General features: G+C 71.7%; 25 protein-coding genes. 11 read left to right on the top strand and 14 right to left on the bottom strand.

Annotated features, from left to right (window positions below):
* Nucleotides 1–165 precede the first annotated feature (165 nt).
* From ACGGCP_RS14860 to ACGGCP_RS14850, 3 genes are read right to left on the bottom strand one after another with little or no spacing between them, the layout of a single operon-like run.
* Nucleotides 166–1,206: a type III polyketide synthase gene (locus ACGGCP_RS14860; protein WP_392966175.1), complete on the bottom strand. Its 1,041-nt coding sequence runs from the start codon at nt 1,204–1,206 to the stop codon at nt 166–168.
* On the bottom strand, nt 1,200–2,387 hold the full coding sequence (locus ACGGCP_RS14855) for an acyl-CoA dehydrogenase family protein (protein ID WP_392966172.1): 1,188 nt from the start codon (nt 2,385–2,387) through the stop codon (nt 1,200–1,202). The genes ACGGCP_RS14860 and ACGGCP_RS14855 overlap by 7 nt, the downstream gene beginning before the upstream one ends.
* Before the next feature lie 47 nt (nt 2,388–2,434).
* A complete protein-coding gene (locus tag ACGGCP_RS14850; RefSeq protein WP_392966169.1) occupies nt 2,435–3,259 on the bottom strand; it encodes a UbiA family prenyltransferase in 825 nt (274 codons plus the stop codon).
* 25 nt (nt 3,260–3,284) lie between these two features.
* Between ACGGCP_RS14850 and ACGGCP_RS14845 the strand changes: the two genes are divergently transcribed.
* The 4 genes from ACGGCP_RS14845 (at nt 3,285) to ACGGCP_RS14830 (ending at nt 7,876) form a co-directional block, all read left to right on the top strand.
* The gene (locus tag ACGGCP_RS14845) at nt 3,285–3,995 is read left to right on the top strand and encodes a methyltransferase domain-containing protein (RefSeq protein WP_392966167.1); all 711 of its coding nucleotides are present in this window, start codon (nt 3,285–3,287) and stop codon (nt 3,993–3,995) included.
* Nucleotides 3,996–4,335: 340 nt separating this feature from the next.
* Nucleotides 4,336–6,006, top strand: a complete 1,671-nt coding sequence (locus ACGGCP_RS14840) for an extracellular solute-binding protein (RefSeq protein ID WP_392966165.1) — start codon at nt 4,336–4,338, stop codon at nt 6,004–6,006.
* Nucleotides 6,003–6,989, top strand: coding sequence for an ABC transporter permease (locus ACGGCP_RS14835; RefSeq protein WP_392966162.1), 987 nt, complete (start codon nt 6,003–6,005; stop codon nt 6,987–6,989). The genes ACGGCP_RS14840 and ACGGCP_RS14835 overlap by 4 nt, the downstream gene beginning before the upstream one ends.
* Nucleotides 6,986–7,876, top strand: a complete 891-nt coding sequence (locus ACGGCP_RS14830) for a carbohydrate ABC transporter permease (protein WP_392966160.1) — start codon at nt 6,986–6,988, stop codon at nt 7,874–7,876. Before ACGGCP_RS14835 ends, ACGGCP_RS14830 begins: the two co-directional genes overlap by 4 nt.
* Here the strand turns inward: ACGGCP_RS14830 and ACGGCP_RS14825 are convergent.
* The 4 genes from ACGGCP_RS14825 to ACGGCP_RS14810 form a co-directional block, all read right to left on the bottom strand.
* Nucleotides 7,873–8,274, bottom strand: coding sequence for an arsenate reductase ArsC (locus ACGGCP_RS14825; protein ID WP_392966157.1), 402 nt, complete (start codon nt 8,272–8,274; stop codon nt 7,873–7,875). The genes ACGGCP_RS14830 and ACGGCP_RS14825 overlap by 4 nt on opposite strands.
* On the bottom strand, nt 8,267–9,343 hold the full coding sequence (arsB, locus tag ACGGCP_RS14820; RefSeq protein WP_392966156.1) for an ACR3 family arsenite efflux transporter: 1,077 nt from the start codon (nt 9,341–9,343) through the stop codon (nt 8,267–8,269). The genes ACGGCP_RS14825 and arsB overlap by 8 nt, the downstream gene beginning before the upstream one ends.
* Entirely contained in the window at nt 9,340–9,711 is a 372-nt protein-coding gene (locus tag ACGGCP_RS14815; RefSeq protein ID WP_392966153.1) for an ArsR/SmtB family transcription factor, read from the bottom strand. The genes arsB and ACGGCP_RS14815 overlap by 4 nt, the downstream gene beginning before the upstream one ends.
* A 96-nt stretch (nt 9,712–9,807) precedes the next feature.
* Nucleotides 9,808–11,280 (bottom strand): FAD-dependent oxidoreductase, encoded by a 1,473-nt coding sequence (locus ACGGCP_RS14810; RefSeq protein WP_392966150.1) that lies wholly within the window; start codon nt 11,278–11,280, stop codon nt 9,808–9,810.
* 103 nt (nt 11,281–11,383) lie between these two features.
* Here ACGGCP_RS14810 and ACGGCP_RS14805 point away from each other — a divergent pair, with 103 nt between their 5' ends.
* Nucleotides 11,384–11,737 (top strand): ArsR/SmtB family transcription factor, encoded by a 354-nt coding sequence (locus ACGGCP_RS14805; RefSeq protein WP_392966148.1) that lies wholly within the window; start codon nt 11,384–11,386, stop codon nt 11,735–11,737.
* A gap of 53 nt (nt 11,738–11,790) precedes the next feature.
* On the opposite strand, the gene ribA is transcribed toward ACGGCP_RS14805, so the two are convergent.
* Entirely contained in the window at nt 11,791–12,423 is a 633-nt protein-coding gene (ribA, locus tag ACGGCP_RS14800; protein ID WP_392966145.1) for a GTP cyclohydrolase II, read from the bottom strand.
* A 92-nt stretch (nt 12,424–12,515) separates the two neighbouring features.
* Here ribA and ACGGCP_RS14795 point away from each other — a divergent pair, with 92 nt between their 5' ends.
* Nucleotides 12,516–12,995, top strand: coding sequence for a MarR family winged helix-turn-helix transcriptional regulator (locus ACGGCP_RS14795; RefSeq protein ID WP_392966142.1), 480 nt, complete (start codon nt 12,516–12,518; stop codon nt 12,993–12,995).
* A 156-nt stretch (nt 12,996–13,151) separates the two neighbouring features.
* Complete coding sequence (locus ACGGCP_RS14790) at nt 13,152–14,675, top strand: alpha/beta hydrolase (protein ID WP_392966139.1); 1,524 nt, start codon at nt 13,152–13,154, stop codon at nt 14,673–14,675.
* Nucleotides 14,676–14,724: 49 nt separating this feature from the next.
* Here the strand turns inward: ACGGCP_RS14790 and ACGGCP_RS14785 are convergent, their stop codons facing one another.
* Nucleotides 14,725–15,780, bottom strand: coding sequence for a glucose 1-dehydrogenase (locus tag ACGGCP_RS14785; RefSeq protein WP_392966137.1), 1,056 nt, complete (start codon nt 15,778–15,780; stop codon nt 14,725–14,727).
* Nucleotides 15,781–15,881: 101 nt separating this feature from the next.
* Here ACGGCP_RS14785 and ACGGCP_RS14780 point away from each other — a divergent pair, with 101 nt between their 5' ends.
* A complete protein-coding gene (locus ACGGCP_RS14780; protein WP_392966134.1) occupies nt 15,882–17,498 on the top strand; it encodes an acyl-CoA dehydrogenase family protein in 1,617 nt (538 codons plus the stop codon).
* Here ACGGCP_RS14780 and ACGGCP_RS14775 read toward each other — a convergent pair.
* From ACGGCP_RS14775 to ACGGCP_RS14765, 3 genes are read right to left on the bottom strand one after another with little or no spacing between them, the layout of a single operon-like run.
* The gene (locus tag ACGGCP_RS14775; protein ID WP_392966131.1) at nt 17,495–18,424 is read right to left on the bottom strand and encodes an alpha/beta hydrolase; all 930 of its coding nucleotides are present in this window, start codon (nt 18,422–18,424) and stop codon (nt 17,495–17,497) included. The genes ACGGCP_RS14780 and ACGGCP_RS14775 overlap by 4 nt on opposite strands.
* A 15-nt stretch (nt 18,425–18,439) precedes the next feature.
* On the bottom strand, nt 18,440–19,591 hold the full coding sequence (locus ACGGCP_RS14770) for a damage-control phosphatase ARMT1 family protein (protein ID WP_392966127.1): 1,152 nt from the start codon (nt 19,589–19,591) through the stop codon (nt 18,440–18,442).
* The gene (locus tag ACGGCP_RS14765) at nt 19,584–20,171 is read right to left on the bottom strand and encodes a TetR family transcriptional regulator (protein ID WP_392966124.1); all 588 of its coding nucleotides are present in this window, start codon (nt 20,169–20,171) and stop codon (nt 19,584–19,586) included. Before ACGGCP_RS14765 ends, ACGGCP_RS14770 begins: the two co-directional genes overlap by 8 nt.
* 98 nt (nt 20,172–20,269) lie before the next feature.
* Between ACGGCP_RS14765 and ACGGCP_RS14760 the strand changes: the two genes are divergently transcribed.
* Nucleotides 20,270–21,427, top strand: coding sequence for an FAD-dependent oxidoreductase (locus ACGGCP_RS14760; protein ID WP_392966121.1), 1,158 nt, complete (start codon nt 20,270–20,272; stop codon nt 21,425–21,427).
* On the opposite strand, the gene ACGGCP_RS14755 is transcribed toward ACGGCP_RS14760, so the two are convergent.
* Complete coding sequence (locus ACGGCP_RS14755; RefSeq protein ID WP_392966118.1) at nt 21,424–21,963, bottom strand: TetR/AcrR family transcriptional regulator; 540 nt, start codon at nt 21,961–21,963, stop codon at nt 21,424–21,426. The two genes, ACGGCP_RS14760 and ACGGCP_RS14755, sit on opposite strands and share 4 nt — an antisense overlap.
* 93 nt (nt 21,964–22,056) lie before the next feature.
* Between ACGGCP_RS14755 and ACGGCP_RS14750 the strand changes: the two genes are divergently transcribed.
* Nucleotides 22,057–23,412, top strand: a complete 1,356-nt coding sequence (locus tag ACGGCP_RS14750) for a carotenoid oxygenase family protein (protein WP_392966115.1) — start codon at nt 22,057–22,059, stop codon at nt 23,410–23,412.
* Here the strand turns inward: ACGGCP_RS14750 and ACGGCP_RS14745 are convergent.
* Complete coding sequence (locus tag ACGGCP_RS14745) at nt 23,409–24,068, bottom strand: TetR/AcrR family transcriptional regulator (protein ID WP_392966113.1); 660 nt, start codon at nt 24,066–24,068, stop codon at nt 23,409–23,411. The genes ACGGCP_RS14750 and ACGGCP_RS14745 overlap by 4 nt on opposite strands.
* A gap of 81 nt (nt 24,069–24,149) precedes the next feature.
* Here ACGGCP_RS14745 and ACGGCP_RS14740 point away from each other — a divergent pair, with 81 nt between their 5' ends.
* Nucleotides 24,150–25,124: an alpha/beta fold hydrolase gene (locus ACGGCP_RS14740; RefSeq protein ID WP_392966110.1), complete on the top strand. Its 975-nt coding sequence runs from the start codon at nt 24,150–24,152 to the stop codon at nt 25,122–25,124.
* Nucleotides 25,125–25,180: the final 56 nt, after the last annotated feature.

Raw genomic sequence — 25,180 nt, 5'->3', positions numbered from 1 at the left:
CTCCAGTGTTCCACCGCCGCGACCTGGGCCGCCGCCGCTTGAGGGGCCGCGCTGCACCCCGGGAGGGGCGGGTCCTCGCCGGAACCGGTCATCCGCGCCCAGAACAGTACGGTCGAGGCTGCGAGCGGCGGTCGCCGCACCCTTGCGCAGACGGTGACCCGCGGCTCAGGCGGGTTCGAGGAGCGCCGCGTAGAGGGTGAGGCCGGGGCCGAAGGCCAGGGCCACGACCGGGCCGTCCGGCGGGCCCGCTGCGAGGATCTCCTGCAGGACGAGCAGCACGGTGGCCGAGGAGCAGTTGCCGTGCTCCGCGAGCACGTTGCGGGACCAGGTGAGCGCGGCCGGGTCAAGGTCCAGGCTCTCCTCGACGGCGTCGAGGATGCGCGGGCCGCCGGGGTGGACGGCCCAGGCGGCCACGTCCCCGATGCCGTGGCCGTTGCGGCCGAGGAGGTCCTTGACGAGCGGGCCGACGTGTTCGGCGAGCGCGTCGGGGACTTCCGGCGAGAGGCCCATGCGGAAGCCGAGGTCGGTGATGTCCCAGGTCATCTGGTCGCGGCGGGCGGTGTCGGTGCGGGAGTCGACGTCCACGACGCGCAGGCCGGGCGCGGTGTCGGGGCGCAGGACGACCGCGGCGGCGGCGTCGGCGAAGAGCGCGTGGGAGACCATCTGCTCGGGGTCGATCGAGGCTGGCTGGAGGTGCAGGGACGTGAGTTCGAGGCAGAGCATCGCGGCCGGGCGGCCCTGTGCGGCGACGTAGTCGGCGGCGGTGGCCAGGGCCGGGAGCGCGGCATGGCAGCCCGTGTGTCCTATGAGGATTCTGCGGGCGTCGGCGGGGAGCGGGAGCAGCCGCGCGAGCTCGATGTCGAGGCCGGGCGTGCGGTAGCCGGTGCATGTGACGACGGTGAGGAGCCCGATCTCCTCGGGGTCCGTCCCGGCCGCTTCGAGGGCGGCTCGGACCGCTTGGAGGCCGAGCGGCGGCGCGATCTCGCCGTAGCGGGCCATGCGCTCGGCGGTGGTCCACTCGGCGACGGCCTTGAACTCGGCGGGGTCGGTCGCGGAGTGGCGGGCGCGCACGTCGGAGGCGGTGAAGATGCGCTGGGCGACGCGGCTGCGCGAGAAGTGCCAGCGGAAGACGTCCTCCCACAGGCGGTCCTGGGTGTAGACCGGCGGCAGGCCCGCGCCGATCCCGGCGATGCGGGCGGTCACCATCGCGGGACCTCCGCGTCGTGCTCGGGGTCCTCGCCGAGGGCGGCGACGCCGAGCCAGTCGGCGCAGACGTCCGAAGTGGCCGGTTGGAGGGCGCCGCAGCGGGCGTCGCGGTAGAGGCGTTCGAGGGCGCTGCCGCGCCGGGACGCGGAGGCCCCGGCCGCTTCGAGCAGCGAGGACGCGACCTGGACGGCGGTGTCCCCGGCGGTGAGCTTCGCGCGCCAGACCCACCGGTTGGTCTCGGGATCGCCTGGGGCGCGGTCGATCCGGGCGGCGGCCTCGGCGACGACGAGTTCGGCCGCGGCGGCGGCGTTGTCGGCGCGGCCGAGTCTCGCCCGCGCGGCGGGGAGGCGGCCGAGCCCGCGGGCGCGCAGGTGGTCGGCGGCGGCGTCCACGGCGGCGCGCGCGACGCCCGCGTAGACGGCGGAGTAGGAGGCGACGAGCCACTGCGGCATGGCCTCGGCGATCATGAGCGTGAGTCCCTCGACGCCGCCGAGGAGCGCTCCGGAGTCCACTTCGATGTCGAAGTGGACGTCGTGGCTTCCCGTGGCGCGCATGCCGAGCGAGTCCCAGGTCTCCTCGACCCGGATGCCGTCCCCGGCGGGGACGAGGAAGTAGGACACCTGCGGGTCCTCGGCGTCGGCCTCGCGGGCCGTCACGAGGTAGGCGTCGACGTGCCCGGCGCCCGAGCAGAACGCCTTGCTGCCGGTGATGCGGTACCCGCCGTCGGTGCGGCGGTACTCGGTCTTCGTCAGCGAGAGGCGCGAGCCGGTGCCGCGCTCGCTCATCGCGACGCCGTACAGGGCGCCGCCCGCCGCGGCTTCGAGGGCCTTGTCGCGGGCTTCGAAGGAGCTCTTCGGCGCGCCGAGCAGGCGCATCAGGTCGTCCGGGGTCTGCGCGAGCGCGCCGGTGACCGACGCGTGCATGTTGAAGACGAGCGCAGTGGAGCCCGCGCCGCGCGCGAGCGCGGAGGCCACGCGCGTGTACTCGGCGAACGACGCGCCGAACCCGCCGAGGCGCTCGGGCACCATGAGGCCGTACAGGCCCGCCGCCTGCAGGTCCGCGAAGTCCGCCTTCGGGAACCGGCCGCGCTCGTCGTGGACGCCCGCGCGTTCCGCGAAGCCGGGCGCGAGGTCGCGGGCCAGCGCGAGCGCCCGTTCGCCGGGTCTCTCTGGTGCAGTCATGGGCATCAGTGTCCTCGGAACGACCGGCCCGATCAACCCTCACGCGCCTAAGTCGCGGATATTCCAATATGGAGCAGTAGGGCGACGTCGATCAGGGCCACGAGCATGACGGCGCGGAACGCCGCCCGCGAGCGGGGGCGGTTGTCCAGGAGGAAGCCGACGACGAGGATGCTCACCGCCACCGGGACGGTCGTCAGCGCGAGCGGCGAGGGCGTGCCGTCGGGCCCGAAGACCAGGAGCGTCGAGGTGGCCAGGACGAGCGCGGCGGTCGCGAAGCGGCTCACGGAGGGGCCGAGCCGGTGCGGGAGGCCGCGCACGCCGGTGGCGGCGTCGTCGGCGAGGTCGGGCAGGACGTTGACGAAGTGGGCGGCCGAGCCGAGGGTCGCGGCGGCGGCGACGAGCCACGGTGGCGGGAACGGGTCGCCGTTCGACAGGAACACGGGCAGCAGCCCGAAGGAGAACGCGAACGGGACGACCGAGAACGCCGTGGCTTTGAGTCCGAGGTCGTAGGCCCAGGCCGAGGCGAGGGCCGCGAGGTGCGCGGCGGCCGCGAGCGGGGCCGAGAAGAGCGTGAGGACCACGGCGGCGAGGGCGGCGGCGATGAACGCGGCGCGGACCGCGGCGGGCGGGATCTCCTTGGCGGCCAAGGGCTTGTCGGTGCGGCCGACGCTGGCGTCGCGGGGCGCGTCGACGAGGTCGTTGAGCCAGCCGACGGAGAGCTGCCCGGTGAAGACGGCCGCCGTCGCGAGCACCGCCGACGCGAGCGGGCGGTCCGAGCCGACCGCCAGTCCCGCCGCGACGGCCGTGACCGCGGCGGCGGGCAGCGGGTGGGAGGTCATCACCAGCGCGCGGCTCGCCGTCAACTGCTTCACCGCGCCAGTGTGCCACCCTGGCGGCATGAGCGGAAGCCCCGAAACACCGAACGACCCGGCCCTCTACGACCGGCTGGCGGGCGAATGGTGGCGGCCGAGGGGCGTGTTCGCGATGCTGCACTGGCTCGCGGCGGCACGAGGCGGGTTGGTTCCGGCCGCACAGCGGGAGGGCGCGGTCCTGGTGGACCTCGGCTGCGGCGCGGGCCTGCTCGCGCCGCACCTGGAAGGCAAGGGCTACACGCATGTCGGCGTGGACCTCTCGCGCGAGTCGCTGAAGCTCGCGGCGGCGCACGGGGTCCTCGCGGTCCGGGGCTCGGTGCTCGCGGTGCCGCTGCCCGACGCGTGCGCCGACGTGGTGGCGGCGGGCGAGATCCTCGAGCACGTCACGGACCTGCCTCGGGCGGTCGCCGAGGCGTGCCGCCTCCTGCGGCCGGGCGGACTGCTGGTGATCGACACGCTCGCGGCCACCGCGCTGTGCCGCTTCCTCGCGATCGACGTCGCCGAACGCCTCCCGCGCGTCGCCGTTCGCGGCGTCCACGACCGCGCGCTCCTCGTCGACCGGGCCGTCCTCGTCAAGGAGTGCGCGAAGCACGGTGTGGCCCTTGAGCTTCAGGGCATCCGGCCGTCGCTGTGGGACTTCGCGCTGTGGCTCGCCCGCCGCCGCGACACGGTCCGCATGGTGCCCGTGGCGACGACGGCGGTGCTCTTCCAGGCCCGGGGCCGCCGCGCGGGCTGAGGTCGGTTCGAGCGGGCCTTCGAGTGCTTCCACCGGTCGCTCGAACTGAGACGCCGCGCGCGTCGCTGGGCTCCTTCCCGGCCCGGCCAGAACCGCCGACCACAGGAGGAAGACCGCAGAGCTCAAGCCCTGAGTCACTGTGGATTCCCGGTTCGGGACGGCGCGGCCTGGAGTGCACTTCTGGGAGGGGTGTTGCGCGCGTCTCATCGATGCAGTTATATTTGTTTGGTCATACCTTTAAAGCAACGGCCACGGCAGCCAGCGAATACACCGGCCTTGGCGAAGCTTGCGAGCCATAAATGAACCCGGCAGCCTGTATCCCCCAACGAAAGGCATCGCCATGGGCGACACCTCACGCAACGTCCCCACGTTCCGAATCCAGCGCCGCGGACTCTTCCAGGCGGGCGCGGCAGGCGCGGTCGCCGCGTCGCTCGCCGGATGCGCGGCCCTCGACGAAGGGCCCGAAGGCACGGCGGCGGGATCCGACGAACTGGCCGACCTCCTGCCGACCTACACGCCGTACGACGGCGGCGTCGAGCCCGACCTCCCCGGGCAGCCCGACGGCACCGTCTCCCCCGGCTACCTCTCGCGGCCGGAGTCGCCGGTCCAGGCCGTCGCCGAGGCGCCGATGACCACCGGCGAGGAGATCACCGCGATCACTCCCCTGTGGAACCCGGCCCCGCCCGGTCTGCCCGACAACTCCTACTTCACCGCCGTCAACGAGGCGCTCGGCGGCACCGTCGTCTTCAACATCGCCGACGGCAACAACTACCTCGACAAGATCACGACGACCCTCGCCAGCGGCGACGTTCCCGACATGTTCCAGATCCCCGGCTGGGAGATCATCAAGCTCTCCGACTTCAGCGAGGCCGCGAACGAGCTGTTCGCCGACCTCTCGCCCTACGTCGCCGGGGACAAGGGCGCCGAGTACCCGATGCTCGCCTCCTACCCCACCGCCGCCTGGGCCATGGGCGTCTTCGGCGGCACCCTCCTCGGGATCCCCTGGGAGCGGGCGCCCTACACGAACACCATGTTCGCGCGCCAGGACATCCTCGACGAACTGGGCCTGGAGCACCCCACCAACCTCGAAGAGCTGCTCGCCATCGCCGAGGAGGTGAACGACCCGGCCAAGAACCGCTGGGCGTTCGCGAGCCTCGACCAGACCATCCAGGAGGCCATGGGGGTCCCCACCCTCTGGAAGGTCGAGGACGGCAAGCTGGTGCACAAGTTCGAGACCGAGGCCTTCGCGGCCGCGATCGAGTTCACCCGCACCGTGTTCGACAAGGGCCTCGTGCACCCCGACTACGTCGCCGACCGCTTCACGAACACCAAGGAGATCATCGGCTCCGGCCAAGCGGTGTTCTATGAGGACGGCCTCGGCGCCTGGCACGAGATGCTCGGCACCTACAAGACCGTCGAGGGCTTCGACCTCCAGGCCGTCAACCCGATGGCCCGCGAGGCCGGAGGCACGCCCACCATCTGGCGCGACGACCCGGCCGGCATGTTCACCTTCATCCGCAAGGACCTCTCCGAGGAGCGGATCAAGGAGTGCCTGCGCGTCGCCAACTGGTGCTCGGCCCCTTACGGCACCAAGGAATGGGACCTCGTGTGGGACGGCGTCGAAGGCGTCCACTTCACCGTCGACGCCGAAGGCGTGCCCCAGCGCACCGACCTCGGCCAGGCCGAGGTCGCCAACACCTACCTGTTCCTCTCCGGCCGCGCCAACGCGAACTTCAAGTTCCAGTACCCCGGCCTGGTCGAGGCCCAGCACGCGTGGGAGACCAACGCCGCCGCGTTCCTCGACGACCACACGTTCCAGGGCCTGCGCATCGAGATGCCCTCCGACCTCTCCGCCGAGAACGAGCCCATGACCGACGCCCACCACGAGATCTACCGCGGCCAGCGCGAGGTCGCCGACTGGACGACGCTGGTCGAGGACTGGCGCGCGAAAGTGGGCGACTCCGCCCGCGAGTACTACACCAAGGTCGCAGAGGACAACGACCGCCTGTGACCGCGTTGACCGACAAGGCGTCCCCGGTCGAGCAGGCCGGGGACGCCCCGAAGCGGAAGGCGAAGCCGAAGGCGCACTGGCGGGAGCGGCTGCGCCGCGACTGGCCGCTGCTGGCCATGGCCGCGCCGATGATGCTCCTGGTGTGGGGGTTCTGGTGGATCCCCGCGCTGGGCAACGTGATCGCCTTCCAGGACTACAAGCCGTTCACCGGCGGGATCCTCGAGTCGCGCCTGGTCGGGTTCACGCACTTCCAGATGCTCTTCGGGGACCCCGAGTTCCTGCGGGCCATGGTGAACACGCTGTCGATCACCGCGTTCCAGCTGGTGTTCTACTTCCCGGTGCCGATCGCTCTGGCGCTGCTCATGCACTCGATCGCGTCCGAGCGGCTGCGGTCGATGCTGCAGAGCGTGGTGTACCTGCCGTACTTCTTCTCGTGGGTGCTCGTGGTCGCGATCTTCCAGCAGATGCTGGGCGGGGCGGGCCTGCTCTCGCAGGTGCTGCGCGCCAACGGGTTCGAGGGCGTGGACTGGATGACCGATCCGGACACGTTCATCCTCCTGGTGACGTCGCAGGCGATCTGGAAGGAGGCCGGGTTCGGGGCCATCATCTTCCTCGCGGCGCTGGCCGCGATCGACCCGAACCAGTACGAGGCGGCGGCCGTGGACGGGGCCGGGCGCTGGCGCAGGCTCTGGCACATCACGCTGCCGGGGATCCGGCCGGTGATCGTGCTGCTGCTGATCCTGCGGCTCGGCGACGCGCTGAACGTCGGGTTCGAGCAGTTCTTCCTGCAGCGCAGCGCTGTGGGGTCGCAGGCCTCGGAGGTCTTCGACACGTTCGTGTACTACAGCGGCATCCGCACCGGCGACTTCGACTACGGGGCCGCGGCGGGGCTGTTCAAGGGCGTGGTCGGGCTCGTGCTGATCCTGGCCGCCAACAGGTTCGCCCACATGCTGGGCGAGCGGGGGGTGTATTCGAAGTCATGAGTTCTCCGAAGCGTCCCGCTTGGGAAGAGAAGCCGACCGCCGCGGGGCTGGCCGCCAAGGGCGCGAGCATCGTGGTGATCGCGCTGCTGATCCTGTTCCCGCTGTATACGATCGCGTTGACGAGCCTGTCGAGCGGCGAGACGGTGAACCGGGTCGGCGGGCTGGTGATCTGGCCGGGCGACGGGATCACGTTCAGCGCGTACGAGCAGATGTTCCGCAACCCGGTGGTGCTGCGGTCCCTCGCCGTCTCGCTGGGGATCACGGCGGTGGGGACGGTCATCAGCGTGGTCGTCTCGATCCTGGGCGCGTACTCGCTGTCGCGGCCGGGGTCGTTCGGGCACAAGACGATCCTGTTCTCGGTGCTGCTGATGTTCGTGATCTTCCCGGGCCTCATCCCCGTGTACCTGTGGGTGAGCGCGGTGGGGCTGCGCGACAACTACCTGGCGGTCATCCTGCCGATGGCGGTGTCGGCGTTCAACGTCGTGGTGCTGCGGGCGTTCTTCATGAGCATCCCGCAGGAGCTGTTCGACTCGGCGCGGATCGACGGCGCCGGGGAGTTCCGGGTGCTGTGGCAGATCGTGGCGCCGCTGTCGAAGGCGGTGATCGCGGTGGTCTCGCTGTTCTACGCGGTCGCGTACTGGAACAACTGGTTCAACGCGTTCCTGTACCTGGACGACACGTCGAAGTGGCCGCTCGCGCTGGTGCTGCGCACGTACGTGGTGGAGTCGGCGCCGCTCCCGCAGGCCTCGGGCCTGCAGGACGCGCCGCCGACGCTGGCGGTGAAGATGGCGATCGTGATGATCGCGATCGTCCCGGCGCTGATCATCTACCCGTTCGTGCAGAAGCACTTCAAGAAGGGCGTCATCATCGGCGCGGTGAAGGGCTAGCGCAGCAGTTCCTTGATCAGGCCTTCGACGCGGGTCCTGATCTCGTCGCGGATGACCCGGACGGGCGCGATGCCCTGCCCGGCCGGGTCGTCCAGCGTCCAGTCGAGGTAGCGCTTCCCGGGGAAGACCGGGCAGACGTCGCCGCAGCCCATGGTGATGCACACGTCGGAGGCCTCGACGGCGTCGACAGTGAGGACCTTGGGCGTCTGGTTCGCGATGTCGATGCCGACCTCGAGCATGGCCTCGACGGCGACCGGGTTCACCTGGTCGGCGGGGGCCGACCCGGCGGAGCGGACCTCGATGCGGCCTTCCGAGAGGTGGGCGAGCCACCCGGCGGCCATCTGGGAGCGCCCGGCGTTGTGGACGCACACGAACAGGACGGACGGCTTGTCAGACATTGACGGTGTTCCTTTGCGTTGCGGCGGTGCAGAAGCGGCGGGCCCACAGGCTCACGTAGACGAGGCCGACGAGCACGGGCACCTCGATGAGCGGTCCCACGACTCCGGCCAGGGCCTGGCCGGAGGCGGCGCCGAAGGTCGCGATGGCGACGGCGATGGCGAGTTCGAAGTTGTTGCCGGCTGCGGTGAACGCGAGCGTCGTGGTGCGTTCGTAGCCCAGGCCGACGCCCTTGCCGAGGGCGAAGGACCCGGCCCACATCACGGCGAAGTAGACGAGCAGCGGCAGAGCGATGCGGACGACATCGAGCGGCCGCGCGATGATCGCCTCGCCTTGCAGCGCGAAGAGGACCACGATGGTGAACAGCAGGCCGTAGAGCGCGAACGGGCCGATCCGCGGGAGGAACCGGTCCTCGTACCAGTCGCGGCCTCTGCGGCGTTCGCCGAGCGTGCGGGTCAGGTATCCGGCGGCGAGCGGGACGCCGAGGAAGACGGCGACGTTGCGCGCGATCTCCCAGCCGGAGACGTCCAGGCCCGCGGTGTCGAGGCCGAGCCAGCGCGGGAGGGCGTCGAGATAGAACCAGCCGAGGCCGCCGAAGGCGAGCACCTGGAACACCGAGTTCAGGGCGACCAGGACGGCGGCGGCTTCGCGGTCGCCGCACGCGAGGTCGTTCCAGATGATGACCATGGCGATGCAGCGGGCGAGGCCGACGATGATGAGGCCGGTGCGGAACTCCGGCAGGTCGGGCAGGAAGGCCCAGGCGAGGGCGAACATGAGCGCCGGGCCGACGAGCCAGTTGAGGACGAGCGAGGAGACGAGGAGCCGCTTGTCGCCGGTGACCGAGTCGAGCCGGTCGTAGCGGACCTTCGCGAGGACCGGGTACATCATGAGCAGCAGCCCGGCCGCGATCGGCAGGGAGACGCCGCCGATCTGGACCGCGTCGAGCGCTTCGCCGACGGCGGGCGCGAACCAGCCGAGGGCGAGGCCCGCGAGCATGGCCGCGCCGATCCAGACGGGCAGGTACTTGTCGAGGGTCGAGAGGCGGGCGCGCGTCCCGGTCGCGGCGGTCACGCGGCGGCCTCGGCCGGGGCGGCGAGGAGGCCCGAGAGCAGGTCGAGGGCGGTGCGCTCGGCGCGGTAGTAGACCCAGGTGCCGCGGCGCTCGGCGGTGACCAGGCCGGTGTCCTTGAGCACCTTGAGGTGGTGGGAGATGGTGGGCGCGGTGAGGTCGAACGCGTCGGTCAGGTCGCAGACGCAGACCTCGCCGCCCGCGTGGGAGGCGATGAGCGAGAGCAGGCGCAGCCGCACCGGGTCGCCGAGCGCTTTGAAGGACGGGGCGAGCCGCTCGGCCTGGTCGGCGTTGAGCGGCTCGCTCACGAGGGGGACGCGGCAGTCGTCCAGATCGCCGCGGACGGCGAGGTGAACAGGTTGCTTCGACATGCGCCTATTTTGGCAGACGTCGAATCAAGCGGCAGAGCGGCCCGTTACGCGGCCGACTCAGGCGACGTATCCGGGCCTCTTGCCGGGCCCGGCTGATCAGCCGCAGCAGCTCGACTTCAGTTGCGGCAGTTCGATGAGCTGCCCGGCGCGGCCGTGGAGGACGCCAGTGGCGAGGCCGCGGGACGGCGCGGTCTCGGCCGCAGGGGTGCCGCAGCCCGAGGCCTCGGTGCCGCATCCGGCGTCCGACGCGGTCGTCCCGCAGCAGCCGGAGGACTCCTCGGCGTCGCCGATGCTCGTCGCGTCGAGCGCGCGGCTCGAGGAGCAGACGCCGGTCTCGGGCAGTTCCAGCTCGACCCGGTCGGCGGCCTCGCGGTCCCCGGCCAGCGCGGCGGCGATGGAGCGGACCTGCTCGTAGCCGGTGGCGAGGAGGAACGTCGGGGCGCGGCCGTAGCTCTTGACGCCCGCGATGTAGAAGCCCTCGTCGGGGTGGGCGAGGTCGGCTTCGCCGTGGGCGGGGACGGTGCCGCAGGAGTGGAAGTTCGGGTCGATGAGCGGGGCGAGCTTCACCGGGGCCTCGACGGTGGCGTCGAGGTTGAGGCGCAGTTCGCGCAGCAGTTCGAGGTCGGGGCGGAAGCCGGTGGCGGCGGCGACGCTGTCGGCGTCGATCTGCACGGCGTGGCTGCCGGTCTTGCCGTGGACGGTGACCGATCCGTCTGCGGCCGTGGTGAACGCGTCGATCTGGAAGCCGGTGACGAGTTCGACCCTGCCGGATTCGACGAGGGCCTTGAGGCGGGTGCCGATCGTGCCGCGGGCGGGCAGCGCGTCGGCCGAGCCGCCGCCGTAGACCTTCGCGGCGCTGCGGCCGCGGATGGCCCAGGTGATCGCGGTGCCGGGTTCGGTCTCGGCGAGTTCGGCGAGGAGCAGGAGCGTGTTCGCGGCGGAGTGACCCGCGCCGACGACGAGGGTCCGCTTGCCAGCGAAGCGTTCGCGGTCGCGGCCGAGCACGTCCGGGAGCGGACCGGCCTGCCAGGGGGCGTCGGCGGTCTCGCCCGCGGCGGGTAGGCCGCCTGAGCCGAGCGGGTTGGCGCGGCCCCACACGCCTGAGGCGTCGATGACGGCGTCGGCGACGACATCGGACCATCCTGCGGCGGTGACGGTGCGCAGCAGGTAGGCGCGGCCTTCGCGGCCGAGGCTGTGGGTCTTGTCGGCGCCGAGGCGGGCAACGCCGGTGACGCGGGTGCCGTAGCGGATGTGGGGGGCGAGCGCGGCGGCGAGCGGTTCGAGGTAGTCGCCGACGAGTTCGGCCCCGGTGGGCAGGCCGTCCGCGTCCGGTTCGGTCCAGCCGGTTCCGGCTAGCAGTCGCTTTGCGGCCGAGTCGATGTCGAAGCGCCACGGGGAGAAGAGGCGGATGTGGCCCCACTGGCCGATCGCGGCTCCGGCGCTGGGCCCGGCTTCGAGGACGACGGGGGTGATGCCGCGTTCGCGCAGGTGCGCGGCGGCGGCGAGGCCGACGGGCCCGGCGCCGATCACGGCGACGGTCTTGGAGAGGCGGCGGGTGGCGTGCGACATGGTGACCTCCTGGCGGGTGCTCGCTCCGATCGCGAACACATCAACAGAGATAATTAATACCAGTGATTGCTGTTGATAGCAAATTCCGTGGTTTACTTGTTCCATGAGCCGCCTCATCGAGATCGAGCTGACCGACGTCACCGCCACCTCCGACGAGCACCTGGTCGAACGCGCCCGCGACCTCGCGCCCCAGTTCAAGGCCCTCGCCGACGAGAACCGCCTCGCGATCGTCATGCTCCTGTCCGAGCGCGACCGCACCGTGCGCGAGCTCACCGAGGCGACCGGGCTCGCCCAGACCCTCGTCTCCCACCACCTCGCGCCGCTGCGCGAACTCGGCCTGGTGACCGTGACCCCGAAGGGCCGCAGCAACGTCTACGCCCTGTGCTGCGACGCCTTCACCGGGCCGATGCGGGCGCTGGCCGGGCTCTCGACCTCCGCGGAGTCCAAGGGCTGCTGAGACACGCGAAAGGGCCCCGCATCGAATGATGCGGGGCCCTTCTTTTGTATGCGTCAGGCCGCGACGCCCGCGAGGGCGATCGTGTGGCCGGTGTGCTGGACCTTGGCGCTGAGGTAGCGCACGTTGCTGTCGGTCGCGAACACACCCGTCGGGACCGTGGCGGTCACGTCGGCGCCGAGGTCGCGCAGCTGGCGGGCCTTGTCGGGGTTGTTCGTCAGGAGCTCGAACGGGCCGGTGCCGAGGGCTTCGAGCATCTGGGCGGCGGCGGTGTAGTCGCGGCCGTCCTCGGGCAGGCCCAGGGCGGCGTTGGCCTCGTAGGTGTCGAGGCCGTCGTCCTGCAGGGCGTAGGCGTCGAGCTTGTTGTACAGGCCGATGCCGCGCCCCTCCTGGCGCATGTAGAGGAGGACGCCGCCGCGCTCGCTGATGCGCTCGACGGCCTCGCGCAGCTGGGGGCCGCAGTCGCAGCGGGCCGAGCCGAAGACGTCGCCCGTGAGGCACTCGGAGTGGAGCCGCACGAGCGGCGCTTCGCCGGGGGCGGGGCGGCCGAAGACCATCGCCACGTGCTCCTGGCCGTCGGCGAGGCCCTTGAAGGTGACCGCCTCGGCGGTGGTCTGGTAGCCGTCGGCGAAGGTCAGCGGGATGGTGACGCGGGTGCGGACCGCGGCGGTCGCGTGAACGTGTTCCATGTCGTCTCCGATACTCCTGGCGTTTCAAATTTGAACCGCCTCGACTAAGGTACAGTTGAGTTCAAATTTGAACAAGGAGATAGGCTGGAGGCATGGGTCACACCAATTGGCTGAACGACGAGGAGATGCGGGCGTGGATCGCGTTCGTCTCCTCGGCGACGCTCGTCGACCGCGAGCTCGATCAGCAGCTCAAGGAGGACATGGGCCTCTCGCACCTCCAGTACCAGATCCTCATGGTCCTCAACGGCGCCGAGTCGGGCGCGATGCGCATGACCGAGCTCGCCGAACGGCTCATCAACTCCAAGAGCGGCCTGACCTACCAGATCGGCCAGATGGAGAAGGCCGGGCTCGTCACCCGCCGCCAGTGCGAGTGGAGCAAGAGCGGCGTCCTCGCCGAGATCACCCCCGAGGGCCGCGCGACGCTCGAACGCGCCGCGCCCGGGCACGTGGAGGCCGTGCGGGAGATCCTCATCGACGTGCTCACGCCCGAGGAGCGCAAGGCCCTCGCCGACGGCCTCGGCCGCGTCCGCGACCGCATCGCCGAGCGCAAGCAGGGCGGCACCTGCTGGTAGTCGCGAGACAAGCGATCCCTAAGGGGCGCAGTTGAACGAAAGGGACAAGTCTCGGGAACCCTAGTGGACCAAGACTTTTCATAGAATCACGGGTGGAAACGAACGCCCGGCACGCGTCCGCGCGGCCGGGTTCACTTCAGGCAGAAGGAATCCTGCATGAAAGCATCCACCCGCAATCTGACCGCCGCCGCATCGGCGGCGGTCCTCGCCATCACCCTCCTCGCGGCCGCCCCGGCCGCCGCGGGCAACTCCCACCACGGCATCGACTGGCAGCCGTGCCCCGACGTGGACCCGGCCGAAGCGGTCGAGTGCGCCACCATCGCCGTCCCCCTCGACTACGACCGCCCCTGGGGCGAGAAGATCGAGATCGGCCTCGCCCGCAGGCAGGCCGCGAACCCGGACGAGAAGATCGGCACGATCCTCATGGACCCCGGCGGTCCCGGCGGCTCGGGCGTCGACTCGATCAAGGGCGGCAACCCGCTCACGGGCGAAGCCGCCGAGAAGTTCGACATGGTCGGCTTCGACCCGCGCGGCGTCAACACCAGCACGCAGGTCGTCTGCGGCGCTGAGGCGTTGGACGCGGTGTACTCCGTCGGCATCCCGAGCGACCAGGAGTCGTTCGAGGCCCTCGAAGCGGCCAACGCGGCCCTCACGGAGGACTGCCGCGACCGCACCGGGAAGCTCTTCGACCACGTCTCCAACCTCGAGACGGTCGAGGACATGGAGCGCATCCGCCGCGCCCTCGGCGAGGGGAAGCTCAACTACCTGGGCTACTCGTACGGCACTCTCATGGGCCAGCAGTACGCCGAGGAGTACCCGCGCAAGATCCGCACGATGGTCCTCGACGGGAACATGGACCACAGTCTTGAGTCCACATGGGACTTCATGAGCACGGAGACCGCGGCGGTCGAGGAGAACTTCGGCGCGTTCGCCGCCTGGTGCGAGGCCGAGGCCGAGTGCGCGCTCCACGGCGAGGACGTCGAGACCGTCTACGCCGAGCTCAAGGCGCGCGCCCGCGCGGGGACGCTCACCGATCCCTACCTCGGCGAGCCGCTCGGCTTCTACGGCCTGGCGGAGAACTTCACGTTCAGCGCCAACTTCCCGCAGTTCTGGCCCTTCCTCGCCGACGAGTACGAGGCGATGCGCAACGGCGAGCTGCTCCCCGGCGTCTCGGCGTTCCAGGAGGAAGAGGAGTTCGAGAACCTCTACTACCCGGCGTGGTGCCAGGACTGGGGCTTCGAGATCGACGACTACGCCGAGTTCGACGACCTGCTCGGCGGGCTCGCCGAGGAGTACCCGAACGTCGAGTGGACGCCGTACAACCAGCACGCCCTCACCTGCGTCGGCTCCGGCATCGAGCCCGTCAACGAGCGCGACGAGCTCGACATCGACCACGCGCCGCCGATCGTCTTCATCGGCAACGAGCACGACCCGGCGACGGTGTACGACTGGTCCCTGGCCTCCTCCGAGCAGGCCGGCGGGCACCTCATCACCTACGAGGGGTACTGGCACACGGTCTACGGCGGCCTCTCGGAGTGCATCGACGAGTCCGTGAACGCGTACTTCGTCGACAAGACCGTCCCGGAAGCGGGCCTGAGCTGCCCGAACCTGGACTTCCCGGGTGAGATCGAGGCGCTGTCCGGGCCCCGGGCGCCGCGCACCGGACCCTACTCCTTCTAGACGGCAGGCAGCGGCGGCCGGGCCCCCCAGCCCGGCCGCCGCTTTTCCCTTACCCCCCAGTGAGGTCGATGACGGTCTTCACATCTCCGGGTTGACCTTCGAAGGCCTCTTCAAACCTCTCCAGCGGCACCCGGCGCGTGATGATGCTGCGGAGCCAGCCCCGGTCGGCCTCGGCGAGGTACCGGGCCGCGTCGGCGTAATGGCCGAGGTTCGCGTTCACGGTGCCGAAGACCACGTCGTTCTCCAGCACGATCCGGCGGTTCACGCCGCCCGCGTCGACCGGGACCGAGCGGCCTTCCGGCGAGACGCCCGTCAGGCACGTGATCCCGAAGGCGCCGGTCGCGCTGATCGCGTCGAACACGAGCGAGGAGGCGCCCGTGGCCTCGATGACGATGTCCGGTTCGGCGGCGGCGACCGCCGCCGCCATGCTCTCGGAGTGGTAGGCCGCGCCCAGCTCGGCGACGAGCTTGGGCTTCGGGCCGCTGTCGTTGTGGTCGTAGACGTGCACGTCGAGCCCGCGCCGGGCGCCGATCTCGGCCGCGAGCAGCCCGATCGGGCCAGCGCCGGTGACCAGGACGGTCTTCGGGTCGAACCAGGAGCGGGAGCCGATCCTGTCGATCTGGTCCCAGGCCTTCGCGAGCACGCTCATCGGTTCCATGAGCACGCCCACATCGGACAGCTCCGGGTCGAGCCTGACGGCGTACTCGGCCTCGACGGTCCACAGCTCGCTGGCGTACCCGTCGAGCTGCTTGATGCCGCGCTCCAGGTAGTCGCCGTTGCGGCACGCGTCGAACTCGCCGCGCGCGCACGCGCCGCACGGCAGCGGGTCGGGCCGCCGCACCACGCCCACCACGAGGTCGCCGGGCGCGAAGCCGCTCCCTTCGGGGGCGGACCGGACGCGACCGAGCGACTCGTGGCCGATGACCATCCGCTCGGCGCCGTCGGGCGCCCACCCGTACTCGCCGTTCGCCAGCTCCTTGTCGGTGCCGCACACGCCGAGCGCGATCGCCTCGACCAGCAGCTCGCCCTCGCCGGGCGACGGGTCCTCGATCTCGGCAAGTGCCAAGGTGCCCCCGCTGCCGGGCGCAAAAGTCAAGGCGCGCATCGCGATCCTCTCCGTCTCGTCGGTCGGCGGACGCGATCGACGCTTCCCCGGGCGCGTCATCGGTACTACCATGTGGGATCTGCCGAGCAAGGGAGCGCGCGATGACCGGTGCCGCCGACACCCACACTGTCACGAATCAGGCCCCGCCGCTGGTGGATCGCAACCTGTTCGAGGCGAACGCGCCCCTGCGGGAGGCGGCCGAGTGGGCGGGGGCCGGTGCGATCGCGCCGCGCGCGAGGGCCCTCGGCGACGCCCTCGCGGGCGCCGATGCGGCGCGGTGGGCCGACGAGGCGCACCGCTACCCGCCCGTGCTGCGCACGCACGACCGGTACGGGAACCGCGTCGACGAGGTCGACTTCCACCCGTCGTGGCACCGGTTCATGCGCCTGGCCGTGGAGCACGGCGCGCACGCCATGCCGTGGGCCGAGCCCGGTCCGGGCGCGCACGCCGGGCGCGCGGTGCTCCTGTCGCTCCTCGCGCAGACCGAGCCGGGGCACTGCTGCCCGATCTCGATGACCTACGCGGCCGTCCCGGCGCTGCGCGCCAGCCCGGCGCTCGCGGCCGAGTGGGAGCCGCTCATCACCGCGCCCGAGTACGACCCGGGGCTGCGACCGCCGCAGGAGAAGGCCGGCGTGCTCGTCGGGATGGCCATGACCGAGAAGCAGGGCGGCTCGGACGTGCGCGCCAACACCACGGCCGCAACGCCTTCCGCCGACGGCACCTACACGCTGCGGGGCCACAAGTGGTTCTGCTCCGCGCCGATGAACGACGCGTTCCTCGTGCTCGCCCAGGCGCCCGGCGGGCTCTCGTGCTTCCTGCTCCCCCGCGTCCTGCCCGACGGCACCCGGAACGCGATCCGCTTGCAGCGCTTGAAGGACAAGCTCGGCAACCGCTCGAACGCGTCGGCCGAGATCGAGCTGCACGACGCCGTCGCCCACCTCGTGGGCGAGGAGGGCCGCGGGGTCGCCACGATCATCGAGATGGTCAACCACACCCGGCTCGACTGCGTCATCGCCACCGCCGCGGGGATGCGGCAGAGCACGGCCGAGGCGGTCTGGCACGCGGCGCATCGCAGCGCGTTCGGCGCCGCCCTGATCGACCAGCCGCTCATGACGCAGGTCCTCGCGGACCTCTGCGTGGAGTCCGAGGCGGCCACCGCCACGATGATGCGGCTGGCCGCGGCCTACGACGATCCCGGGCAGGCCGCGTTCCGGCGGCTGGCGACGGCGGTCGCGAAGTACTGGGTGTGCAAGCGCGGCCCGGGGCACGCCGCCGAAGCACTGGAATGCTTGGGCGGCAACGGGTACGTCGAGGAGGCGCCGCTCGCGCGCCGCTACCGGGAACAGCCGCTCCTGTCCATTTGGGAGGGTTCGGGGAACGTGATCTGCCTCGACGTGCTGCGCGCGCTGGCGACCGCTCCCGAGGCCGCCGAAGCGTTCCTCGCCGAGGTCGCACCGGCGGCCGAAGCGGACGCCCGGCTCGGCGCGCACCTCAAGGGGCTCAAGTCGCGCCTCAAGGACGCCGAACCGGCCGGGGCCCGCCGCCTCACCGAGGACCTCGGGCTGGCGCTCCAGGCGTCACTGCTGATCCGCCACTCCCCCGCCGAGGTCGCCGACGCTTTCTGCGCCACGCGCCTCGGTCCCGACCGGGGACTCAACTACGGTGCGGGGCAGCGCAAATCGGCGGCAGCGATCGTCGCCCGGCACCTTCCGGCCTAGGCCTTCAGGCCCTTCGCGAAGAAGTCGAGGGAGTTCGCGACCTCCGGGATGTCGGACGTGTGGTTCATGTGCCCGTGCGTCATGCCGAGGGCCAGGTACGACTCGACCGGGACGCCGACCTCGCGGAGCTGGCGCTCAAGCAGGTCGGCAGAGGCGCGCAGGTCGTCGTACTCGGAGACGACGATGCGGACGGGCGGGAGCCCGTCGAGCCGGGCCGCGCCGGGGAGGGCGTCCGGCGGCACGTCGCTGATGCGGCCCACGTAGTTGCGGACCATCTCCTCGACGCCCTCGGGCTCGAAGCGGAACGGCAGGGCCGCCATCTCGACGCTCATGGCCGGGCTCAGCGACGGGTTCGGGTAGTGCGCGAACGGGTAGGCGAGCAGCAGCACGTCGGCCGCGCGGCCCCCGGTGTCCCTGGTGCGCAACGCGGTCGAGAGGGCGAGCGCGGCTCCGGCGCTCGCGCCGCCGAGGGCGATCGGGCCGTCGGTCCCGGCGTGCGCGGTCCACCAGTCCCACGCGGTGTGCACGTCGTCGATCGGGACCGGGTACTGCACGGTGCCGTCGGCGAGCCGGTAGTCCACTGAGGCCACCGCGACGCCCGCGCGGCGGGCGAGCTCGACGCTCACGCCGTGGCCCTCGAACATGTCGAGGTCGCCGTGGCGGAAGCCGCCGCCGTGGCACCACAGGACCGCGCCGTTGAGCGGGCCTTCAGGACGGTAGAGGCGCACGGGGATCGGTCCGTGCGGGCCGTCGACCACGGTGTCCTCGATGGCGACGCCGTCGCTGTTCCAGGTGGCGAGGGCCTGCTTGGCGTAGGAGTCGGCGGCCGCCCACCCGAGGGCGGCCTTCTCCTCGTCGGTGGTCCCCGCCGCCGCAGCGGCCTCGAGCCGCTGGTGCATCGTGGTGAAGTACTCGTCGACCGGCATCGTCGCCTCCTCGGGTCAGTGCAGCACCTGCATCATCGCGTGCGTGCCGCTGATGCGCCACTGCGGGGAAGCGTTGTCCAACTCGGTGAGACGGGCCGGGTCGATGCCGACCGCGAGGTCCGACTTCGCGGTGCGCAGCGCGGCCACGTCGCCCGGGAAGTAGGAGACGGCCTCGGCGAAGGGGGTCGTGGGGTCCCAGTGCCGGTCGCCGACGAGGCGGCGGTAGTTCAAGTCGCCCTTGAGGATCACGAGCCGCGCGGCCGCGAAGTCGCGGGCGAGGTCGGCCGGGAGCCGCCGGTAGGTCGCGGGCAGCGCGTAGAACCCGTGGGTGCGGACGACGAGGGACTCGTCTCGGATCGCGTCGCGCAGGCGCTGGGCGAGGGCCTGCACGGGCTTGTTCGGGTCGGCGGCCAGCGCGTCGAGGGTGGCGAGGAGGTCGTCTCCGGTGGCGTCGGAGACGAAGTACGGGTGCGGCTTGAGGTGCAGCTCGACCTTGCCGGTCTCCAGGAGCGCGTCGACGAGGGCGAGGTCGGCGGTGAGTTCGCGGCCCGCGTTGTCGGCCACCACGATCACGGGTCCGCTGCCGGGTCCGTCGACGAGGTCCCAGATCGCGGCGCTGTCGTCGGCCACGATGTCGCTCTGCCCCGCGATGGAAGTGGTGGTGCGGAAGCCGAGGTCGGCCTGGTTGCCCCACAGGCTCGCGTGGAGCAGGGCACGGCGGCGCTCGCCCGGCTCGCGGTCGCCGAGCGCGGCGTAGGCGTCGAGGTCGGACCGCAGTTCGTCCCCTGCGAGCTGCGCGCGCTTCTGCGGGCCGAAGAGGTCGACGCCGCGCCAGGGGCTGTCGGCGTCGAAGTACTCGGTCGCCTGGAGCAGGCGGCGGTAGAAGTACGACTCGGCCCACAGGTACGGCAGGCGGCTCCAGGGCGTGCCCGCGCAGGAGGCGATCTCGGCTTCCCAGAACGCGAGGTTGGGGCCGGGCGGGACCTCGCGGGGGACGACGCCGTTCAGGGACTCGTCGAGGAGGCCTTCGAGGCGGGCCCGGATGCGCGGCGGGTACGGGAGGTCGGCCAGGAGGTTGGCGATGAGGACCGGGTGGCGCTCGTGGAAGCAGGCCCGGCTGAAGGAGCCGGGTTCGTCGATGCCGATGCGCGGTGGCAGGTCAGCCATTGCCGCTCCGTTCGTTCGCGGTGGAGCCGACCAGCGCGGTGAGCGCTGGCCGGAGGCGGTCGTCCGGGTCCTCGGCGGTGAGCACCAGGTGGTGGAGGGCGGCGGTGGCGGCCAGCGCGACGGCGCGGGGGTCGGCGGCGGTGCGGCCGAGGCGGCGTTCGGCTTCGAGGTAGTCGGCGGCGGCCTGTTCGACGGCGTCGAGGGCGGTGTCGCCGCCGAGGACGTCGTGGACGCGTTCGGCGAGTTCGGGGCGGAGGACGAGGAGGCGGGCGAGCGCGGCGAGGGCGTCGCGGGGGATGTCGAGGAGGGCGCTCGCGAGGTTGGAGGCGGGGTCGCCGGCGCCCGCTCGTGCGGGGAGGGTCTTCGCGGCGACGGTGACGACGAAGGAGCGGTCGACGGCGTAGGCGGCGAGGAAGTCGTCGAGGTCGGTGAAGTGGGCGTAGAGGAGTCCGGCGGCGACGCGGGCTTCGGCGGTGACGGCGCGGCCGCTGAGTCGGCCTGGGCCGTCGCGGAGTATGACCTGCTCGGCGGCGGTGAACAGCTGCTGGCGCAGCTCGGGTATGGCGACTCCTCTTGGCACGGGGCCAGTGTAACGGGCGGCGGAGGGGGCGCCGCAGGGAGTTTGAGCGATCGTTCATACTCGTGATGAACGCGTGTTCAAACTTTTCTGGAGGGCAGATGGCTGGGAAACGCAAGGCGATCGTGGTCGGCGCGGGGATCGCGGGACTGGCGGCGGCACTGCGGCTGCACCGGGCGGGCTGGGAAGTGGTCGTGGTCGAGCGCGCGCCGGAGCGGCGCAGCAGCGGGTACATGCTGAACCTGCTCGGGAGCGGATACGACGCGGTCGAGGCGCTAGGCCTGTTGCCGGAGTTGGGGAAGCGGGACCTCGGGGCCTTCACGTCGGTGCTCGTGCGGGCGGACGGGTCGGCGAAGTTCACGGTGCCGCAGGCGATCGTCGAGGCCGCGCAGGGCGCGCGGGCGATGTCGGTGTTCCGGGGCGACCTGGAGACGGCCCTGTTCGAGGCGGTCGAAGGCAAGGCGGCGTTCAGGTTCGGCACGACCGTGGACACGATCGCGCAGGAAGGGGACGGTGTCGTCGCGACACTGAGCGACGGCACGACCGAGCGGGCCGACCTGCTCGTCGGCGCGGACGGCCTGCATTCGAGCGTCCGGAGGCTGGTCTTCGGCGACGAAGCGCGGTTCAGGGTCGACCTGGACCACATGGTCGGCGCGTTCCCGCTGCGCCGGTTGCCGGACGGGCTCGCCGAGGGCAGCGGCACCACGTTCATCGGCCCGCACCGGACGGCGGCCGTCGTCAACCTGGGTCCGGGCCGGTCCTCGGCGTTCTTCGCTTATCGCGGTCCTGCGACCGACCTCGAACGCGACCCGGCCGCAGCACTCAGTGAGGCCTTCGAAGATCTGGGCGGCGGCGTCCCGGACGCGTTGGAGCAGTTCCGGAAGGACCCTGGCGGCGCCTATTTCGACTCGGTGAGCCAGATCCGCATGGACGCCTGGAGCAGCGGCCGGGTGGTGCTCCTCGGCGACGCGGCCTGGTGCGTGACGCTGTTCGCCGGTTACGGTGCGGGCCTTGCGCTGTCGGGCGCGGACCGGCTCGGCGCGGCTTTGGAGCAGGGCGATGTCGACGCGGCGCTGGCGGGCTGGGAGGCGGGGATGCGTCCGGAGGTCGTGAAGCGGCAGGCGTTGGCGCGCAAGGGGATCGCCCGGTTCGCGCCGCCCACGCGGTTCCACGTGTGGATGAGCGACGCGATGATGCGCGCCGTCACGCTCCCGGGCGTCAGCGGGATGGTGCGGCGTTCGATCGAGAAGGCGCGCTAGGCGGCGGCGACGGCGCGCAGGCCGCGCACGACCTCCTCGGCGCTGGGGGCCCGGTCGGGGTCGAGGAGGTGCTGGGCCATCACGCCCATGATGAGGGCGTAGTGGATCGAGCCGGCGGCCCGGGAGGCGTCCGCGGCGGTCGGGGTGAGGTGCCTGCCGAGTCCGTCGCGGGCGCGTTCCTGCGTGTCGGCGAGGCTGGTCCGCAGCTCAGGGTCGTGGAGGGTCTGGACGAGGATCTCGAGGTTGGCGCGCCACAGGCCCGGATCGGCCCGGAACGAGGCGATCATGCCCTCCCAGAAGCGGAGCAGGGCCGCCTCGCCGTCGCCGGGGTCGACGGCCATCATCCGCTCGGCGAGTTCGCCGGACATCTCGACCATGGCCTGGAGGAGCAGCTTGTCCTTGGTGCCGTAGTGGTAGCCGATGGAGCCCAGGTTGGTGTGCGACGCCTCGACGATGTCGCGCGCGGTCGTCCTGCTGTAGCCGCGCTCGATGAGGCAGCGCTTCGCGCCTTCGAGCAGGTCCTCTCGGTGTCCCATGCGGTGATCCTAGCGGTCGCCTCGATTTATACATTCGTATGATACGTTTGTATAAATCGACGCGCAGCGCGTCGCAGCAGAGAGGACCCCCTTATGCGCCTTCAGCGGTACACCCGCGGCAACTTCGCCCCCGTCACCGAGGAGGTCACCGCATTCGACCTCCCCGTCACCGGCGCGATCCCGGACGACCTCGACGGCCGGTACCTCCGCATCGGCCCCAACCCCCTCGGGATCGAGGACGCCTCGGCCCACATCTGGACCCTCGGCGAGGGCATGGTCCACGGCGTGCGGCTGCGCGACGGCCGCGCCGAGTGGTACCGGAACCGCTGGGTCCGTTCGGCCTCGGTGGCCGACCGGCTCGGCGAGCCGCGCCGCGGGCGGCCGGTCGACGAGCGGTTCGACTTCGCCCCGAACGTCCAGGTCGCCGGGCACGGCGGCCGCGTCTGGGCCCTCATCGAAGGCGGGCTCGCGCCCTACGAGCTCACCCCCGAGCTCGACACCGTCGGCCCCTCCGACCTCGGCGCGACCCCGGAGGGGTTCTCGGCCAACGCACACACCAAGTTCGACCACCGCACCGGCGAGATGCACTCCCTCGCGTTCCGCTACGGCGTCGACTTCATTCAGCACATCGTCTTCTCCCCCAATGGCGGCGTACAGCGGACCGTGAACGTTCCCGCACCGACGCTGCCGTACATGCACGACTTCGGACTCACCGACCACTACGTGCTGATCTACGCCTCCCCCATGGTGTTCGACCCGCAGCAGCTGGCGACCGGCGTGCCGTTCGGCTGGAACCCGGACCTGCCGACGCAGGTCGGCGTCATGCCCCGCGAAGGCGGCCCCGTGCAGTGGATCGACCTGCCGGAGGGCATGGTCGGGCACACCCTCAACGCCTACGAGGAGGCCGGGACGATCGTGGTCGACGTGGCCTGGCACGCGGGCAGGTTCGACCTCGCCGACATCGGGGCCGGGCGTCCGGTGCTCGAACGCTGGACCCTCGACCTCGCCGCGGGCAAGGCCCGGACCGAGCTCCTGCACGACCGGCCGCAGGACTTCCCGCGCCTCAACGGGCGCTACTCCGGCCGCCCCTACCGGTACGGGTACTCGGCCTCGACGGAGCTCTACGCGGCACCGAGCACTGTGGACGCTGACCGGCCGGACGAGGGCTTCTCGAACGCGGTCCTCAAGCACGACCTGGTGGCGGGCACGACCGAGACCCACGAGTTCGGGCGCGACGCCGCCGCCGGGGAGACCGTGTTCGTGCCGTCCTCAACGGCTGCAAGCGAAGACGACGGGTACAACCTGCTCTACGTCCACAACCCCGAACGCGGCGCGGCCGACCTGGTGATCCTCGCGGCGCAGGACTTCTCCGGCGAACCGCTCGCGCGCGTCCACCTGCCCGCGCGCGTGCCGCTCGGCCTGCACGGCAACTGGATCCCCGAGGCCTAGCGGAGCAGCCCGGACAGCATCGCCGCCAAGGCGGCGACGCGGCGGTCGCGCGGGGACCCCTCGGCCGCCGGAGGGCCGTCGAAGAGGGCGGTGACGCGGGGCCGCTCGCCGCTGGCCGCCACGTGCGCGAGGTAGGCGACGGCCCGCTGCGCGTGGTCCGGCGACGCGAGCTCGTTTCGGGCGAACGCGGCCACAAGCGCGTTGAGGAGGCCGAAGACCTCGAGCTTCGCGGCCCCGTCGCCCGGGTGGTCGGCGAGGACCTCGAGGACGTGGTCGAGGACCCCGACCACGCCGGGGCCCAGCGCCGGGCGCGTGACCACGAGGTCCGGGAGCCACCGGTGGCGCATCATGACCTCGTGCAGGCCCTCGGCCACCGCGACGAGGTCGGCGACCTGGTCACCGGTGGGCGGCTCCAAGCGGCATTCGGCCGCGGTCGAGTCGACCATCAGGTCGAGGAGGTCGTCGCGCCCGGTGACGTAGCGGTAGAGCGAGGCCGCGCCGGTCCCGAGTTCGGCGGCGACGTTGCGCATGGACACCGCGTCGATGCCGCTGCGGTCGGCGAGGCCGATCGCGGCAGCCGTGATCTCGGCGCGGTCATGCACCGCGGGGCGGCCGGTGGCGGCCCGTTCGGGCCGCAGCCAGATCACGTCGGTCATCGCACTCCTCCAGGATTTGCGAACAGTGTACTCGAACGACTATAGTTCGGGAACACTGTTCGCGAACCCCGAGGAGGAGCCATGGGCCAGACCCCTACCGGCTACGCCCGCAACGGACCGGTCAGCCTCGCCTACGAGGACCACGGCGGCGCGGGAGGCGAACCGCTGCTGCTCGTCATGGGCTCGGCCGTCAGCCGCCACTGGTGGCCGCCGGGCCTCATCGCGGCGCTCCTCGGACGGGGATTCCACGTGGCCTCCTTCGACAACCGCGACGCCGGGCAGTCCACGCACTTCCCCGCCGAGACCGCCCACCCGGTGACCGCGCTGTTCCGCAAGCGCGTCCCCGCCTACACCGGCGAGGACCTCGCCGACGACGCCGCCGCCGTCATGGACGCCCTCGGCTGGGGCTCCGCGCACCTCTTCGGGCACTCGAACGGCGGCCTGCGGGCGCAGCGCATCGCCCTGCGCCACCCCGGGCGGGTGCGCAGCCTCGTCTCCTCGGCGGCGGTCTCCAGCGACGCGGGGCCGCTGCAGCTGCTGCGGTACATCAGGTTCGGGACCGTCGCGAAGCTCGCGCGGCTCGAGTTCCCCGAAGGACGCGAAGGCGACCTCGCGCTGTCGATGGCGGTGTCAAGGGCGCTCGCCTCCCCCGGCTACCCGTTCGACGAGGCGGAGACGCTGGCTCGCATCGAGAAGGACGAATCCAGCGCGGTGCGGGACCCGAAGTCCATGGGCCGCCAGCTCGGCGCGCACTGGAGCGGCGGGTCGCTCGCTCGGCTGCGGGTGCCCGCGACGGTCATGCACGGCGAGGCCGACCAGCTACTGCGTCCCTCGGCTGCGCGCGACCTCGCGAAGGACCTTCCCGGGGCCCGGCTCGTCATCGTCCCGGGCGTCGGCCACGACATACCGCCCGCGCTGTGGGGCCGCTACGCGGACGAGATCCGCGCGACCGCCGACAGGGCGCATGACGCGGACATGGCAGCGGGTTTAATCGGCAGCCTCATCGCTTCGTGGGCGCTGGCGGTGCCGCAGTGGGGCAGGTCGGTCGGCGGCTGACGCCGCCGCCGGGGACGTAGGGGGTGCCCCTTACCCACCCGCTCTCCGCCTCCGAC

Origin of the sequence: Glycomyces sp. NPDC048151, assembly GCF_043202775.1 — a bacterium.
Classification (GTDB): domain Bacteria; phylum Actinomycetota; class Actinomycetes; order Mycobacteriales; family Micromonosporaceae; genus Glycomyces.
The sequence above is the reverse complement of the archived record's forward strand: the minus strand, read 5'-3'. Positions and strand labels throughout refer to the sequence as shown.